Annotated in this window: 13 protein-coding genes; 3 read left to right on the forward strand and 10 right to left on the reverse strand. The window is 72.4% G+C overall.

Features of this window, described 5'->3' with window-relative positions; genetic code table 11:
• Window positions 1–37 precede the first annotated feature (37 nt).
• The 7 genes from ACIBBF_RS09010 to ACIBBF_RS09040 form a co-directional block, all read right to left on the reverse strand.
• The gene (locus ACIBBF_RS09010) at window positions 38–994 is read right to left on the reverse strand and encodes a phosphoribosylaminoimidazolesuccinocarboxamide synthase (RefSeq protein ID WP_397412630.1); all 957 of its coding nucleotides are present in this window, start codon (window positions 992–994) and stop codon (window positions 38–40) included.
• Window positions 930–2,543, reverse strand: a complete 1,614-nt coding sequence (locus ACIBBF_RS09015) for an alpha-amylase family glycosyl hydrolase (RefSeq protein WP_397412632.1) — start codon at window positions 2,541–2,543, stop codon at window positions 930–932. The genes ACIBBF_RS09010 and ACIBBF_RS09015 overlap by 65 nt, the downstream gene beginning before the upstream one ends.
• Window positions 2,544–2,634: 91 nt before the next feature.
• On the reverse strand, window positions 2,635–4,215 hold the full coding sequence (locus ACIBBF_RS09020; protein ID WP_397412634.1) for a glucoamylase family protein: 1,581 nt from the start codon (window positions 4,213–4,215) through the stop codon (window positions 2,635–2,637).
• A gap of 51 nt (window positions 4,216–4,266) precedes the next feature.
• A complete protein-coding gene (locus ACIBBF_RS09025; protein WP_397412636.1) occupies window positions 4,267–5,454 on the reverse strand; it encodes a glycoside hydrolase family 1 protein in 1,188 nt (395 codons plus the stop codon).
• Window positions 5,455–5,464: 10 nt separating this feature from the next.
• Entirely contained in the window at window positions 5,465–6,307 is an 843-nt protein-coding gene (locus tag ACIBBF_RS09030; protein ID WP_397412638.1) for a carbohydrate ABC transporter permease, read from the reverse strand.
• Complete coding sequence (locus ACIBBF_RS09035) at window positions 6,307–7,197, reverse strand: carbohydrate ABC transporter permease (RefSeq protein ID WP_397412640.1); 891 nt, start codon at window positions 7,195–7,197, stop codon at window positions 6,307–6,309. The genes ACIBBF_RS09030 and ACIBBF_RS09035 overlap by 1 nt, the downstream gene beginning before the upstream one ends.
• Window positions 7,198–7,199: 2 nt before the next feature.
• Window positions 7,200–8,477 (reverse strand): extracellular solute-binding protein, encoded by a 1,278-nt coding sequence (locus ACIBBF_RS09040; RefSeq protein WP_397412642.1) that lies wholly within the window; start codon window positions 8,475–8,477, stop codon window positions 7,200–7,202.
• Window positions 8,478–8,688: 211 nt separating this feature from the next.
• On the opposite strand from ACIBBF_RS09040, the gene ACIBBF_RS09045 reads away from it, so the two are divergent.
• On the forward strand, window positions 8,689–9,702 hold the full coding sequence (locus ACIBBF_RS09045) for a LacI family DNA-binding transcriptional regulator (RefSeq protein ID WP_397412644.1): 1,014 nt from the start codon (window positions 8,689–8,691) through the stop codon (window positions 9,700–9,702).
• A gap of 200 nt (window positions 9,703–9,902) precedes the next feature.
• On the opposite strand, the gene ACIBBF_RS09050 is transcribed toward ACIBBF_RS09045, so the two are convergent.
• The gene (locus tag ACIBBF_RS09050) at window positions 9,903–10,670 is read right to left on the reverse strand and encodes a lysophospholipid acyltransferase family protein (RefSeq protein ID WP_397412646.1); all 768 of its coding nucleotides are present in this window, start codon (window positions 10,668–10,670) and stop codon (window positions 9,903–9,905) included.
• 55 nt (window positions 10,671–10,725) lie between these two features.
• On the opposite strand from ACIBBF_RS09050, the gene ACIBBF_RS09055 reads away from it, so the two are divergent.
• Window positions 10,726–11,448, forward strand: a complete 723-nt coding sequence (locus ACIBBF_RS09055) for a hypothetical protein (protein WP_397412648.1) — start codon at window positions 10,726–10,728, stop codon at window positions 11,446–11,448.
• Between the two features lie 136 nt (window positions 11,449–11,584).
• On the opposite strand, the gene ACIBBF_RS09060 is transcribed toward ACIBBF_RS09055, so the two are convergent.
• Window positions 11,585–12,529, reverse strand: a complete 945-nt coding sequence (locus tag ACIBBF_RS09060) for an ROK family glucokinase (protein WP_397412650.1) — start codon at window positions 12,527–12,529, stop codon at window positions 11,585–11,587.
• Window positions 12,530–12,694: 165 nt separating this feature from the next.
• Here ACIBBF_RS09060 and ACIBBF_RS09065 point away from each other — a divergent pair, with 165 nt between their 5' ends.
• Complete coding sequence (locus ACIBBF_RS09065) at window positions 12,695–14,527, forward strand: AMP-dependent synthetase/ligase (protein ID WP_397412651.1); 1,833 nt, start codon at window positions 12,695–12,697, stop codon at window positions 14,525–14,527.
• 197 nt (window positions 14,528–14,724) lie between these two features.
• Here the strand turns inward: ACIBBF_RS09065 and ACIBBF_RS09070 are convergent, their stop codons facing one another.
• Window positions 14,725–15,252: a GNAT family N-acetyltransferase gene (locus ACIBBF_RS09070; RefSeq protein WP_397412653.1), complete on the reverse strand. Its 528-nt coding sequence runs from the start codon at window positions 15,250–15,252 to the stop codon at window positions 14,725–14,727.
• Window positions 15,253–15,334 lie beyond the last annotated feature (82 nt).

Below are 15,334 nucleotides of genomic sequence, written 5' to 3' on the forward strand. Positions count from 1 at the left end.
GCGGCTGCCTCACCCACCCCGTTCAGCCTGTGTCGCCTCAGCCCCAGGTCTCGCCGGTGAGCTGCTCGTAGATCTCCACGTATCGGGCGCGGGTCTCGGCCACGACGTCGTCCGGGATCTCCGGACCGGGATAGGTGCGGTCCCAGCCGGTCAGGGTGCTCGACCAGTCGCGGACGAACTGCTTGTCGTAGGACCACTGCCCGCGGCCGGGCTCGTACTCGCTCGCCTTCCAGAAGCGCGAGGAGTCGGGCGTGAGCACCTCGTCGGCGAGGGTCAGCACGCCGTCGGCGTCGAACCCGAACTCGAGCTTGGTGTCGGCGATGATGACGCCGCGCTCGCGCGCGATCTCGGCACCGCGCTCGTAGATGGCCAGGGTGAGCTCGCGGAGCCGGTCCGTGGTCTCGGCGCCCAGCTCCTTGGCGATCTCCTCGACGGAGATGTACTCGTCGTGTCCCTCGTCCGCCTTGGTCGACGGCGTGAACACGGGCTCGGGCAGCCGGTCGGCCTCGACCAGGCCCGGGGGGAACGTCACGCCGGACACGGTGCCGGTGGCGTTGTAGGAGTCCAGACCGCCGCCCGCGAGGTACCCGCGGGCGATGCACTCGACCGGCACGATCGACAGCTTCTTGCAGCGGATGGCGCGGCCGGCCCACTCCTCGGGCACGTCCTCGCTGATCACGTGGTTGGGCACCAGGTCGGCGAACTGCCGGAACCACCACAGCGAGAGCTGGGTCAGGATCGCGCCCTTGTCGGGTACGGCCGTGGGCAGCACGACGTCGTACACCGACACGCGGTCGGAGGCCACCAGGATCACATCGTCGCCGTCCGCGTAGACCTCGCGAACCTTGCCCTTCCGGATCAGTTCCACGGGGCCAAGGCTAACCCGGTACGCGCACCGGGCCGGTGCGCGTACCAGGTAGCGTCGGGCGCTACACGACCGCGAGGTCGAGGACGGCGTAGCCGTGGCCGTCGAGGTGCACGACCTCCGCTCCACCGTCGTCCGCCTCCGCCCGGAACCCCCGGGCGAGCACCTGCCGTCCGCCGGTGGCGCCGGCCAGCGGGAACCGCACCGCCGCACTCCCCGGGTTGAGCAGCACGGCGAGCGTGCCGCCGCGCACGTACGCCAAGGGGTACCCCGTGGCCAGCACCTCGACGGGCGCCGCCGCGTCCAGGCGCGGGTCGTCGTGCCGCAGCGCGACGAGGTCGCGGACCAGGCGCAGCAGCGAGCCGGCGTCGTCCATCTGGGCGGCGACCGTCGGACGCTCCGGGTCGGGATCCTGCGGCAGGTACGTCGAGTCCGCGGGCCTGCCCGGGCCGTAGGGGTCCGCGGGCAGGTCGCCCCACTGCATCGGGGTGCGCGAGCCGGCCCGGTCGTAGGACGGGCCCAGCCGCGACCCCTCCAGCGTGGGTGTGCCCGGCACGTACCGCATGCCGATCTCGTCGCCGTAGTAGACCGACGGCAGGGCGGGCCACGTCATCGTGAGCACGTGTGCCACGCGGGCCTGCTCGGCGTCGCGCGGGCCCGCCACCAGCCGCGTGAAGTCGTGGTTCGACGTCGGCAGGCCCACCACGCCGCCGCGGCCCGTCGCCGCGATGGCGTCCGTGGCGGCCTGCCAGGCCGTGACGAACGTGGCGGCGTCACCCGCCCCGTCCGCGCCGGCCCACGGCGCGAGCTCGGCCCAGGACTCGCTCACCGTGCCCGCGCCGTTGTTCCACAGCGAGCGCAGCGGCAGGCCGTCGTCGTCCCCGCCGAACTGGAGGAAGAAGTCGGCGTGGAAACCCGCGGGGACGGCGACCCGCGGGTCGCCCCACTCGCTGATGATCACGCGGCCGGGCCACTCGCGGTCCAGCCAGGTACGCATCTCGTGCCACAGCTTCCCGGTCTCGACGTGGCCGGGGTCGTCCTTGACGAGGGACGCCGCCATGTCCACGCGGAACCCCGCGACGCCGAGGCCGAACCAGTGCGCCATGATCTCGCGCAGCGCGGCCCGGTTGGCGAGCGGGCCCGGGGCGTCGACGGGCTGCCGCCACGGCTCGGCGGGGTCCGTGCGGGCGTACCCGAAGTTGAGCGCGGGCTGCACGGGGAAGAAGTTGGGCTTGTAGTACCCGCCCCGCTTCCCCGGACCGGGCTGGAAGCCCTCGGCGGGCACGTCGCTCCACACGAACCGGTGGTCGTCCGGGTCGTCGGCCGAGGCGCGGAACCACGGGTGCTGGTCCGAGGTGTGGCCGGCCACGAGGTCGAGCAGCACGGAGATGCCGCGCCGTCCGGCCTCCTCGGTCAGCCGGGCCAGGTCCTCGTTGGTGCCGTAGCGCGGTGCCACGGTCATGAAGTCGGCGACGTCGTACCCGGCGTCGGCGAACGGCGAGACGAAGCACGGGCTGAGCCAGATCGCGTCCACCCCGAGCCACGCGAGGTAGTCCAGACGCTCGGCGATGCCGACGAGGTCGCCGATCCCGTCGCCGTTGCCGTCCGCGAAGGACTGCGGGTAGATCTGGTACAGCACGGTGCGCCCCAGGCGGGACGCGAGGTCGACGGAGGACAAGGAACTACCCCTTCGTAGATGGTGCGGAGATCCAGCGTGCCAGACGCACAGGTCACCGGAGCGACCCGTGCGCCTGACACGGCGGGCGGGTTCAGTCGCGGCCGACGGCGAAGGTCTCCATGGCCATCAGCGGTCGCACCTCGCGCTCCAGGTCGCCACGGGAGACATAGCGCCGGACGGCGTCGTCGGCCAGCTCGTTGCCGAGCGCGGCCATGATCATGCCCTGGTCCAGCGAGAGGTAGCGCTGGGAGACCTGGCCGCTGCGCACGGCCACGGCGTCGTAGAAGCCGCCCGGGCCGTACGCGTCGAAGTCCGCGGCGATGTTGCGCAGGTTGGCCATCGCGTCACCGTGCGCGTAGCGCAGCGCGAGGAACGACGCGTGCGGCGTCACCACGCCGTCGCCGTACTCCGTCGGCGCCGGCGAGCCCTCGCGGCAGCCCTCGTACGGCTGGTCGAACGTCGTGCGCTCCTGGTCCGAGGTGTAGCCCGGCCCGTCCAGCCCGAGCTGGTCCACGCCGTACTCGCGGTACCCGCCGGCCGGGTCGTTGGACGGCGAGAAGCCCCAGTACCCGTAGTCGGCCTCCTGCATACCGTGCTCGATCTGCCCGCGCACGTACAGCGGGTGGTTGCGGCCCCACGACCGCGGTCCCCACGTCTCCTCGGGCACGAACAGCGGCACCATGAGCGCCTCGAACATGCTGCCGCCCCAGGTCGGCACCACCCGCATGCCCCGGTACGGCAGCGCGCCCTCGAACACGGGCACGCCCAGGTGCTCGGCCCACTGCCCGACCGGCCGCGTCTCGGTCCACGACCAGTCGCACGTGTCGGGGAACGTGCGGTACGTGCCGAAGTAGTGCTCCGCCGGGATCTGCCCCTCGGCGATGCCCAGGTACGACGCGATGCGCGGCTCCGTGTTGAACGCGCCGTAGTGGTGGCCCGTGTACCAGACGTCCGTGCCCATGCCGCAGTAGTCACCCGGCACGGGCGCGGTCTCCTGCGGGTCCGTGTCCCAGAACCCGCCCCGGATCTGGTTCTGTGCCGGGTCGTAGTAGCAGCCGAAGTCCATCTCCTCGCGGACGGCGTCCGCCGCACGGGCCAGGGACGGCTCGGCGCGCGCGGTCAGGAGCAGACCCGTCGCGAGCCAGCCGTTGTCCACGCTCGACAGGAACGGCTTGACCGGGTCGCCGCTCGTGGGGAACGTCAGGAGCTTGGCGCCCGTGGCCGGGTCGTACCAGTTGTAGAACATGCCGCTGGGCTCGTGCTTCTCCAGCCCCGCGACCGTGTCCAGCGTGGTGGCCAGACGGCGGTGCGCCTCACGGGACCCGATCAGCCCCAGGTCCCGGGCCACGACCGTGCTCCACAGGTACGCGCCGATGTTGGTCGGCGACGTGTACCCGCCCCGGGTGGCCGGGTCCAGGTCCCCGCCGATGTTGTCGTCGGGCAGGCCTGTCTCCTCGACCACCAGCGCGTCGAACGACCGCCAGGTGTCCGCCGCCCAGGTACGGAGCTCACGTCGCTCCGAGCCGGTGCCGTCCGTCCGGGGCGCGTCCTGCCCCAGGCCGACGGCGGCGCTCGCAGCCGGTGCCGTCCGGTCGACGGCGCTCGCGGGCACCGCCGTCAGCGCGAGCGCGGCGACGGCAGCCGCCGCGACCGCGGTCCGGTGTCTTCTCATGGTGTGTCTCCTCTACGTCGTCGTAGTCGTGACAGGTGGTGCGTCCAGGCGTCAGGCGGGCAGCTCGCCCGTCCGGGCGACCGTGCCGAGCCACGCAAGGCTGGGCTTGGGCGTGCGCTCGAACGTGGTCCGGTCCACGGCGATCAGCCCGAACGTCGGGGCGAAGCCGCTCATCCACTCGTAGTTGTCCAGCAGCGACCAGTGCAGGTAGCCCTCGACACGGCAGCCGGCGGCCATCGCGCGGGCCATGCCGCCCAGCGCGCCCCGGGTGTAGTCGATGCGGCGGGCGTCGTCGGCCGTGGCCATGCCGTTCTCGGTGACGATCATCGGTACGCCGCCCGTGATCTTGTGCGTGTACTCCAGCGCCTCGCCGAGCGCCTGCGGGTAGTACTCCCAGCCGGTCAGCGTCTTCTCGACGTCGTCGCCGAAGGGGATGGGCTCGCCGTCGGCCCCGATGATGGTGCGCAGGTAGCTCTGGACGCCCACGAAGTCGTCGTCGCGCGCGACCTCCAGGAAGAAGTCCTCGCGCGGGTACGCATAGGCGTCCCGGGCGGCCTCGGCGCCGGGCGCCGCCTGGAAGACCTGGTTCGCGACGGTCCACCCGGCCCGCACGTGCCCCAGCCCGTGCAGGATGTCGACGGCGCGCCGGTGGGCGGTCGCCTGGATCTCGGAGGCGGCCTCGTCGGGAGCTGCCAGGCCCGCGGCGTCCAGGTTGGTGCGCCGGCTCGCGCCGAGCATCATCGAGGTGATGTTGGGCTCGTTGATCGTGACCACGTGCCGCACGTCGGCCAGGATCGAGGTGACGGTCTCGACGTAGCGGGCGTACGCATCGACGGCGTCGGCCGCGAACCACCCGCCGCGCTCGGCGAACCAGCGGGGGAGCGTGAAGTGCAGCAGCGTGACCACCGGTGTGACGCCCGCCGCCAGGCACGCGTCGATCATGCGCCGGTAGTGCGCGAGCTGCGCCCGGGAGATCTCGCCCTCGGCGGGCTCGATGCGTGCCCACTCGACCGAGAACCGGTACGCGTTCAGCCCGGCGTCCGCCAGCAGGGCGATGTCCTCGGGGTAGCGGTGGTAGCTGTCGACGGCGTCGCCGGAGCTCTCCGCGCACAGCGTCCCGGCGACGTGCTCCTTGGCCCACCAGTCGCTGTTGACGTTGCCGCCCTCGATCTGGTGGGCGGCGGTGGACGCGCCCCACAGGAAGCCGGGGGCGGTGGGCAGCGTGATCTGTTCGGTCACGGGAGAACTCCTACTTCAGGCCGGTGGTGGAGATGCCCTGCACGATGTGCCGCTGCAGGACGAGGAAGACGACGAGGATGGGCAGCACGATGACGGTGGCGCCCGCCACCAGCAGGCCGTACTGCACGGTGTTCTGGCCGGTCGAGTACAGAGCCAGTGCCACGGGCAGCGTGTACCTGTCGGCGGACTGCACGGCCACGAGCGGCCACAGGAAGTTGTTCCAGGACCCGAGGAACGTGAGGATGCCGAGCGTCGCCAGCGCCGGCCGCGCCTGCGGCAGCACGATGCGGAAGAACGTGCGGAACTCGCCCGCACCGTCGACACGCGCGGCGTCGAGCAGCTCGTCCGGGACGTCGAGCATGAACTGCCGCATGAGGAACACCCCGAACGGCGCCGCCAGGAACGGCAGGATCAGGGCCGCGTACGTGTTGACGAGGTCCAGGTTGGCCACCAGCACGAACAGCGGCACGAACGTGACCATCCCCGGCACCATGAGCGTCCCCATGACCAGGGCGAACAGCGTCCGCTTGCCGGGGAAGTCGAGCTTGGCCAGCGCGTACCCGACCATGGCGCTGAACAGCACCGACCCGATCGTCACGACCAGGGCCACGACCACCGAGTTGACGAAGTAGCGCGGGAAGCTCAGCGAGGCGAACAGCTCGGTGTAGTTGGACCACGTCGGCTGCTCGGGGATGAGCGTGGGCGGGAACTGCCGGATCTCGCCCTCCGGCTTGACGGAGGACACGACCATCCACACCAGCGGCCCGATGGAGGCCGTGAGGCCCACCAGGAGCGCCACGTTGAGCAGGATCGCGCGCGGGGTCAGCCGGCGGGGCCGGGTCGAGGCGGCCATCACTTCTCCGTCCTGAGCAGGCGGAACTGGAGGTAGGACAGGATCACGATCGCGACGAAGAGCACGTAGCTCATGGCCGCGGACAGGCCGTAGTTGCCGAACCCGAACTGGTTGAAGATCTCGTACGCCACCGAGTTGGTGGCGCCCAGGGGTCCGCCCTGCGTCATCACGAACGGTTCCTCGAAGAACTGCAGGTACCCGATGCCGGTGATGACCGCGCAGAACAGCAGCGTGGGCCGCAGCAGCGGCACCGTGACGGACCAGAACTGGCGGACGGGCCCGGCGCCGTCGATCGCCGAGGCCTCGTACACGTCCCGGGGGATGCCCTGGAGGCCGGCGAGCAGGATCACCATCGAGTACCCGACGTTGCGCCAGGTGGCCATCACGATGAGCGACGGCATGGCCCAGGCCTCGTCGGTGAGCCACCGCGGGCCGTCGATCCCGACCACGCCGAGCGCGGAGTTCACGAGACCGAAGTCGGGCTGCAGCAGGAACCGCCACACGACCGCCACCGCGACGATCGACGTCACCACGGGGGCGTAGAAGCCCACGCGGAACACCGACCGGAACCACACCAGGCCCGAGTTCAGCAGCACCGCGAGCAGCAGCGCGATCGCGAGGGTGAGCGGCATGGCCACCCCGACGAAGTAGAGCGTGTTGCCGGCGGCCTGCTGGAACTTCGGGTCCGTGAGCGCCTCGACGAAGTTGTCGAACCCGACGAAGTTGACGGCCCACGGGCTGCGCAGGTCGGCCCCGCGCATGTCGGTGAACGCCATGTAGAGCGAGGACGCGACCGGGACCAGCAGGAACACCGCGAACAGCACGGTGAACGGGAGCGCGAAGCCCCAGGCGGCGAGGCCCGTGCGGCGGCGGCGTGCGGAGACGGCCACGGTCAGTCCAGACCCGTCCCGATGGCGGTCGCGGCGTCCTGCATCTGCGTGGCCGCGTCCTCGGGCGTGACGTCACCGGCGATGACCTGCTCGATGATGAGGTCGAGCTCATGCTCGATCTCGGCCCAGGTCGGGATCGCCGGGGTCGAGCGCGCGGTGGTCAGCACGTCCTCGTAGACGGCCACGGCGTCGTCGTCGGCCAGGGCCGGGTCCTCCCAGGCGGCCTGGACGGCGGGCAGGTCGCTGGAGATCTCGAACCAGTCCACCTGCACGGCCGGGTCGGTGGCGAACTGCACGAACTTCCACGCCGCGTCGGGGTTGGCGGCGTCCGCCAGGACGGCGAGGTTGGAGCCGCCGATGAAGGAGGCCGTCTCCTCGTCGGCCGGCAGCGGCACCACGCCGAACCTGTCGGCGAAGTCGTCGCCCGCCGTGGTCAGCAGGTTGGCGCGCTCCCAGGGGCCTGACACGAAGGACCCGAGCTTGCCGTCGATGAAGTTCTGCACCTTCTCGTCCTCGACGAGCACCGGCGGGGCGAGCCCGTCACGCATGAACGAGGAGTAGTACTCCAGCGCCTTGACCTGCGCGTCGTTGTCGAGCGTGAACTCGCCGGCGTCGTCCATGATCTCGCCGCCCGCCTGCCAGTAGAACGGCAGGTACATCAGGGCCGTGGAGTTGCCGCGGGTCTGCAGCGCGATGCCGTGGTCGGCCCCGGCGTCCTGCAGGCCGGCCGCGAAGTCGGTGAGGCCCGCCCAGTCCTCGGGCGCCGCGACGCCGGACTCCTCGGCGAGGTCGGTGCGGTAGTACAGCACGCGTGACTCGACGTACCAGGGCACGCCGTAGGAGGTGCCGTCGACCACCGTGGTGTCCCAGGCGCCCGGGAAGAACGCCTCGGAGTCGATCTCCTCGGGCGTGGGGGCGAGGCCGTCCAGCCCGACGAAACCGCTCACCAGGGTGGTGCCGACCTGCATGACGTCGGGCACCTCGCCGGTCGCGATGGCGGTGTTGATCTTCTCGGTCGACGACTCCCACGGCACCGGCGTCACGTTGACCGTCACGTCGGGGTTGTCGGCCTCGAACTGCTCGGCGAGCTCGGGCAGCAGCTCGCCCTCGGTGCCCATGGCCCAGACCTCGACGGTGCCCGTCGCGGGGCCGTCCGTGAGGGCCGTCGAGCCGTCCGTCGTGGTGCCGGCCTCGTCGCTGCGCCCGCACCCGGTCAGGGCGAGGGCCAGCGTGAGGGTCGACGCCGTCGCCGCTGCGGCGAGGCGAGGTGTCCTGTTCACGATCACTCCTTTGTTGATCCGCGACTGCCGTCTTCGAAATTTCGAAGATCTATCTCGGAAAGACGCCGGGAGAGTAGACGTGCCGTGCGGGCATGTCAACGGGGCGCCCGTTCCAGTCCTGGCCTGTTGCCTCGGTTCGTGGCCGGATGCTCCGGCGGATCCGCTACGATCCTGATTTCGGAAACGTGGCTCGCAGAATGTCGGAGGACCCATGGCAACGGAACAGCCCCGCACCCCGCTCGCCGTCGTGGCGGCCGAGGCGGGCGTCTCGGTCCCGACGGTCTCCAAGGTCCTCAACACCCGGCCCGACGTCGCCGGCTCGACCCGCGCGAAGGTGACCGCGGTGCTGGAACGGCACGGCTACGAGGTCCGCCCGCCGGCGGCCAAGCCCACCGGCATGATCGACGTGCGCATCGTCGACTTCGAGGGCACCTGGTCCGAGGCCGTGGTGCGAGGTGCTGTCGCGGGCGCCCGCCGGCTCGGGCTGGACGTCGTCCTGGCCGTCGAGCCGGATCCTGACGACTGCAGCTCGTGGGTGCGGCACGCGCTGGAGCGCGGCACTGACGGCCTGGTCAGCATCGTGGCCGTGCCCGACGCCGAGGCGCGGCGCGCGCTGGCCGACACCGGGACGCCGCTCGTCGTCGTCGACCCGCGGCAGCGGCCGCCCGAGGGCATGCTCAGCGTCGGCGCGACCAACTTCCAGGGCGGGCTGGAGGCGACGGGACACCTGCTGGCCCTCGGCCACACGCGGATCGCCACCATCACGGGTGCGCTGGAGCAGGACAACGCGATCGCGCGGCTCGCGGGCTACCGCGCCGCCATGATCCGGGCAGGCCTCGTCGTGGACGACGACCTGGTGCACGTGGGCGCCTACGGCGTCACCTCGGGCTACGAGGGCGCGCAGCGGCTCCTCCGGCTGGACGACCCGCCCACCGCGATCTTCGCCAGCAGCGACGACACCGCGCTCGGGGCGCTGCGGGCCCTGCGCGAGGCGGGTCTGGCCGTGCCCCGCGACGTCTCGCTGGTCGGTTTCGACGACCTGCCCGTCGCGCCCTGGATCGACCCGCCGCTGACCACCGTGCGCCAGCCGCTCTCCGAGATGGGCGCCACCGCCGTCGACCTCGTGCACCGGGCCCGCACCGCCAGCGGGCACACGCTGCGCACCGAGCTCGCGACCAGCCTGGTGCAGCGGGCCTCCACGGCACCGCCGGCCCGGCGGGTGTGACACCGCTCGTTCCCGGGAACCGCGCCGACGATCGTCAGGGAGCGGGTCGACCGCCGGGCGCGTCGCGCGGGACGGTGTGCCCCGCGGGGAGGGGTTGCACACGGTAGACCTTGTCTACCGTGTGCAACCGACCTGCGGGAGCACCTCTCGCTCCCGCAGGTGCTGGCCGGCGTGTCAGCCGCCCGGCGGAGTCAGCCGGTTCAGCGCCGCCCGGGCCGGCGCGGCTTCTCGACCTCCGGCAGGGGCAGCCCGCCGGGGCCCTCCTCGGAGCTGGGGGTCGGCGGCTCGCCTCGCGCCGCACGCTCCTTGGCGCTGGCGGCGTAGGCGTCGACGTACTCCTGGCCGGACAGGGCGAGGATCGCGTACTCGATCTCGTCGGCGACGGCACGCAGCACGAACTTGTCCGTCTCCATGCCCTTGTACCGGCTGAAGTCGAGGGGTTCGCCGATCACGGCGCCCAGCGGCATGAACGTCGGCAGCGTGCGGCCCACCGGCTGCGCCACGTCGGTGTCGACCATCGCCACGGGAATCACCGGTGCGCCGGACTCGAGCGCCATCCGGGCCACACCGGTCTTGGCCTTGTAGAGGCGACCGTCGGGGCTGCGGGTGCCCTCGGGGTAGATGCCGAACAGCTTGCCCTCGCGCAGCACCCGCAGGCCGGTGCGCAGCGCCGCCTCGCTGGCGGCCCCGCCCGAGCGGTCCACGGGGATGACGCCGATCCCGGTCATGAACCAGGCGACGATCCTGCCCTTGAGGCCCTTGCCCGTGAAGTAGTCGGACTTGCCGAGGAAGGTCACCCGGCGCGGGATCAGGAGCGGCAGGATGAACGAGTCGATCACCGCCAGGTGGTTGCTGGCCATGATCGCGGCGCCGGTGCGCGGCACGTTCCGCGCCCCGATGACCCACGGCTGGTAGGCGAGGCGCAGCAGCGGGCCCACCAACAGGTTCCGCATCACCCAGTAGAACAAGATTCCTCCTCACGACCCGACCCCGCGGGCCCCCTGACGACAATAGAGTGTGCGCATGGCCGCATCGAACACCGACGACCGCGACGACGACGTGCCCGGCGACACCCCCCGGGAGCTGGGCGACGACGACGTGGCCTCGCGCTGGGCAGACATCGTCGCCACGCTCGGCGACATCGACGTGTCCCGGTCCGACGGCGAGGCCGCCGGACCGGGGAAGACCGCCGAATCTTCTCAGACTTCGCGGCCGGGTGACGAGGGGGAGTCCGTCGGCGACGCTCGCGGCGACACCGGGGGCGACCCCGGGCGGTCGAGCGGCGGCCGGCCCGGCAGCGGGCGGCCGGGCGGTGCGGGCGACGTCGCCGGCTGGACCGACGGCGGCTGGGCGGCCGGCGACTGGACCGGTGGCGGGCGCTCGGGCGACCAGGGTCCGGCTGCACCGGGCGGTACGGGCGCGAACCCGCCCAGCGGTCCGCGCGACTGGCCGCTGTCGCCCGAGGCGGAGGCGCTCGAGGAGGAGGAGTCGCACTTCACGCCGCCGGAGCCGCCGCCGCTGCTGTCCCGGGACCCGCTGCTCACCATGGCGTGGAGCTTCGTCGTGGGTGTCCCGGTGCTGGCCGTGATCGGCATGATCCTGTCCGCGGCGGTGCCCGCGCTGGACATCCCGCCGCTGGTCGGGCAGATCGGCCTCGGCCTGTTCGTGGCCGGCCTGGGTGTGCTCGTCTGGCGCATGCCGCACCAGCGCGACCCGGACGACGACGGCCCGGGCGCAGTGGTCTGAGACGCGGGGGGGGGGGGGGGGGGCCGGGGGGGGGGGGGGGGGGCGCCGGGGGGGGGGGGGGGGGGGGGGGGGGGCGGGGCCCCCCCCCCCCCCCCCGGGGGCGCCCCCCCCCCCCCCCCCCCGTGCCGGGTGGGGCTCAGCGGCGGGCCAGGTCCGCCGCGCCCACGATGCCCGCCTCGTTGCCGTGCTCGGCGAGCTCGATCTGCGCGACGGGGCGGTGCCCCATCGCGGAGAGCTGCGCCTCGAAGCCCCGGCGCACGGGGCCGAGCAGCAGGTCGCCCGCCGCGCCGACGCCGCCGCCGATCACGATGAGCTCCGGGTCGAGCAGGGCCGCGACGGAGGCCGAGCCCTCACCGATCCAGCGGCCGAGCGTGGCGAGCAGCTCGACGGCGAGCGGGTCGCCCTCCTGGGCCGCCTCGGTCACCATCTTGCCGCGGATCTTCGCCGGGTCGCCGCCGGAGAGCTCGAGCAGGCGGGCCGCCTGGTCCACGCGCGCGACGGCGGCGTGCTGGGCGTCGCGCTCCAGCGCGCTGCCCGAGGCGTACTGCTCCCAGCAGCCCTCGTGCCCGCAGCCGCAGTAGTGCCCCTCGGGCACCACCCGCATGTGGCCCACCTCGGCGGCCATGCCCCACTTGCCGCGCACGAGCTCCCGCTCGGAGATGACGGCGCCGCCCAGGCCGGTGCCCACGGTCAGCATCAGCATGTCGGTGGCGTCGCGGCCGGCTCCGAACCGGAACTCGGCCCAGCCGGCGGCGTTCGCGTCGTTCTCGACCACGATCGGCACGTCGGCGTCCACGAGCGCACCGACCTTCGCGGCCAGCGGGTACTCGCGCCAGGCGATGTTCGGGGCGAAGTTCACCGACGTCCGGTCCGGGCTGACGAAGCCCGCCGCGGCGAGCCCGATCGCGCCCACCTCGTGCTCCTTGACGAGCTCGTTGCAGGCGTCGGCGATCGCCTCGTCGATGTTCGCGACGTCGTCGGCGTCGGTCTCCCGCCGTACCTGGGCGAGGATGTTGCCGTCCTCGTCGACGACTCCCACAGCGATCTTCGTGCCGCCGATGTCGACCCCGATGGCGTGCATGCGTCCTCACGTTCTCTCGTTGCACGACGGCCGCACGGACCGTCGGGAAGGGGGTTGCACCGCAAAGGTGCGCACACCCAGGGTAGCGACCGTCGCAGGTGCACCACGCAGCGTCCGTTTCCCGGTATCTTTGCAGGCACGGTCAGTACTGCCACTGGAGTCAGAATGGACGAGATCTTCAGCCCGATCCTCATCGAGCTGCCCCCCACCTCCAACCTCAACGACGTGCTCGCGGAGCGGGTCGGCAAGGGCGCCGACAAGCCGATGATGGAGGTCCCCGCAGGCAAGGGTGAGCCCTGGCGGGTCGTCACGGCCGGCGAGTTCGACGCACAGGTGGTCGCGGTGGCCAAGGGCCTGGTGGCCCGCGGCATCGAGCCGGGCGACCGGGTCGGCATCATGTCCCGCACGCGGTACGAGTGGGCCGTGCTGGACTTCGCGGTCTGGGCCGCCGGCGCCGTCCCCGTCCCCGTGTACGAGACGTCCTCGGCCGAGCAGGTCGAGTGGATCGCGTCCGACGCCGAGGTGAAGCTGCTCTTCGCCGAGAACGCCGCCAACGCCGCCACGGTCGGCGAGGTGCGCCCCGCCGTCCCGCTGCTGACCGACGTGCTCGTCATCGACGACGGCGCGCTGGACGCGGTGGCCGCCGACGGGGCGGGCGTGCCCGACGAGGAGATCGCCCGGCGCCGCGGTCTCGCGGACCTCGACAGCATCGCGACGATCATCTACACCTCGGGTACCACGGGCCGCCCCAAGGGTGCCGAGCTGACGCACCGCAACTTCGCGTCGCTCGCCGTGAACGCCGTCGAGGCCGTGCCGGAGGTGTTCGCCAAGGACGGCGGACGCACCCTGCTGTTCATCCCGATGGCCCACGTGTTCGCCCGCTACATCCACGTGCTCGCGGTGGCGGGTGGCGTGGTCACGGGGCACTGGGGCGACACCACCACGCTGGTGGACGCCCTGGGCGAGTTCAAGCCGACGTTCATCCTCGCGGTGCCGCGCGTGTTCGAGAAGGTCTACAACACGGCCGAGCAGACGGCCGCGGCCGGCGGCAAGGCGAAGATCTTCCACTGGGCCACGGCGACGGGCATCGCCTGGTCGCGCGCCCTGGACACGCCGTCGGGCCCGGGGCTGGGGCTGCGCCTGCAGCACGCGATCGCCAGCGCGCTGGTGTTCTCCAAGCTGCGCGCCCGGCTCGGCGGCCGCGCCGAGTTCGCGGTGTCGGGCGGCGGCCCCCTGGGCGAGCGCCTGGGCCACTTCTACCGCGGCCTCGGCCTCAAGGTGCTGGAGGGCTACGGCCTCACGGAGTCCACCGCCCCGACCTGCGTGAACCGCCCCACGGCGACGAAGATCGGCTCGGTCGGCCTGCAGCTGCCCGGCTGCGGCGTCCGGATCGCCGAGGACTCCGAGATCCTGCTCAAGGGCCACCACATCTTCACCGCGTACCACAAGAACGAGGCCGCCACGGCGGAGGCGTTCACCGAGGACGGCTGGTTCCGCACCGGCGACCTGGGCGTGCTCGACGACGACGGCTTCCTGACCATCACGGGCCGCAAGAAGGAGATCATCGTCACCGCGGGCGGCAAGAACGTGGCGCCGTCCAACCTCGAGGACCGGATCCGCGCGCACGCGCTGGTCAGCCAGTGCGTCGTGGTGGGCGACAACAAGCCGTTCATCGGGGCGCTCATCACGCTCGACGCCGAGGGCCTGCCCGGCTGGCTCAAGATGCACGGCAAGCCCGCCCTGTCGGTGGACGAGGCCCGCACGGACCCCGACGTGCTCGCCGCGCTCGACCAGGCCGTGCAGCGCGCCAACAAGGCCGTCTCCAAGGCCGAGTCGATCCGCAAGTACACGGTGCTGTCCGGCGACCTGACCATCGAGAACGGCTACCTCACGCCCAAGCAGAGCGTGAAGCGCGCGGTGTTCCTCAAGGACTTCGACGCCGACGTCGAGCGCCTGTACGCGGACAAGAACAAGGAGAGCCTGCACCTGATCGGCTGAGACATCCGGCGCCTGCTGTGTGGCGGGAGGCCGAGTTCGGTCGGTTGTCGCGAGATCGGTCCGTGGAGTGACCGATCTCGCGGCAACCCCCCCCAAACAATCCCGGGGGGGGGGGGGGGGGGGGGGGGGGGGTTGGGGGGGGGGGGGGGGGGGGGGGCCGGGCGGCGCCCCCCCCCCCCCCCCCCCCCCCACCGAACTCATGCCGGGGTGGGCGTGGCAGTGGTGAAGCAGATCCACGTGTCCGGGGGGAGGTCCGGGCGGCCCGGGACCGCGCGGTGCTCCTCGGTCCACGCCTGCCCGACGGCGTCCGTGGCCACCCCGCGCCAGAACCGCACCGCCGGGACGTTGGCGTCCTGGAAGGCGATCTCCCAGCGACCCGGGAAGCTCGCCAGCACGTGCGCCGCGAGACGCCGTCCGACGCCGTCGCGGCGCGCCCCGCGCACCACGAAGAACGAGCTGAGCACGCGGGCCGGACCGTCCAGCCCGCGCACCAGGGCGAAGCCGACGGGTGCCGGCGCGCCGCCGTCGGCCTCCAGGTGCGCGACGAGGCCGCGCCAGCCCGGGTCGGTGAACGCGGCGTCCAGGCGCTCGCGGCGGAACTGGCCGCTCGGGTCGGGCAGGGCCCCGGAGATCTCGGACATGTCGTGCCGGAACAGGAGCCAGAGCCGCTCCAGCAGCGGCTGGTCGGCAGGGGTCGTGGGCCGGATCATCAGTCGTGTCGTCATAACAGAAAGCCTCCCGGGCCCTTGAGGCAGCCGGGAGGCTCGCAGGCAGTATGGCACGCCCGCGCCGCCGCGGGACGCGGGT

The sequence above is a fragment of the Promicromonospora sp. NPDC050880 genome, from assembly GCF_044456525.1.
In the GTDB taxonomy this organism is placed as follows: domain Bacteria; phylum Actinomycetota; class Actinomycetes; order Actinomycetales; family Cellulomonadaceae; genus Promicromonospora.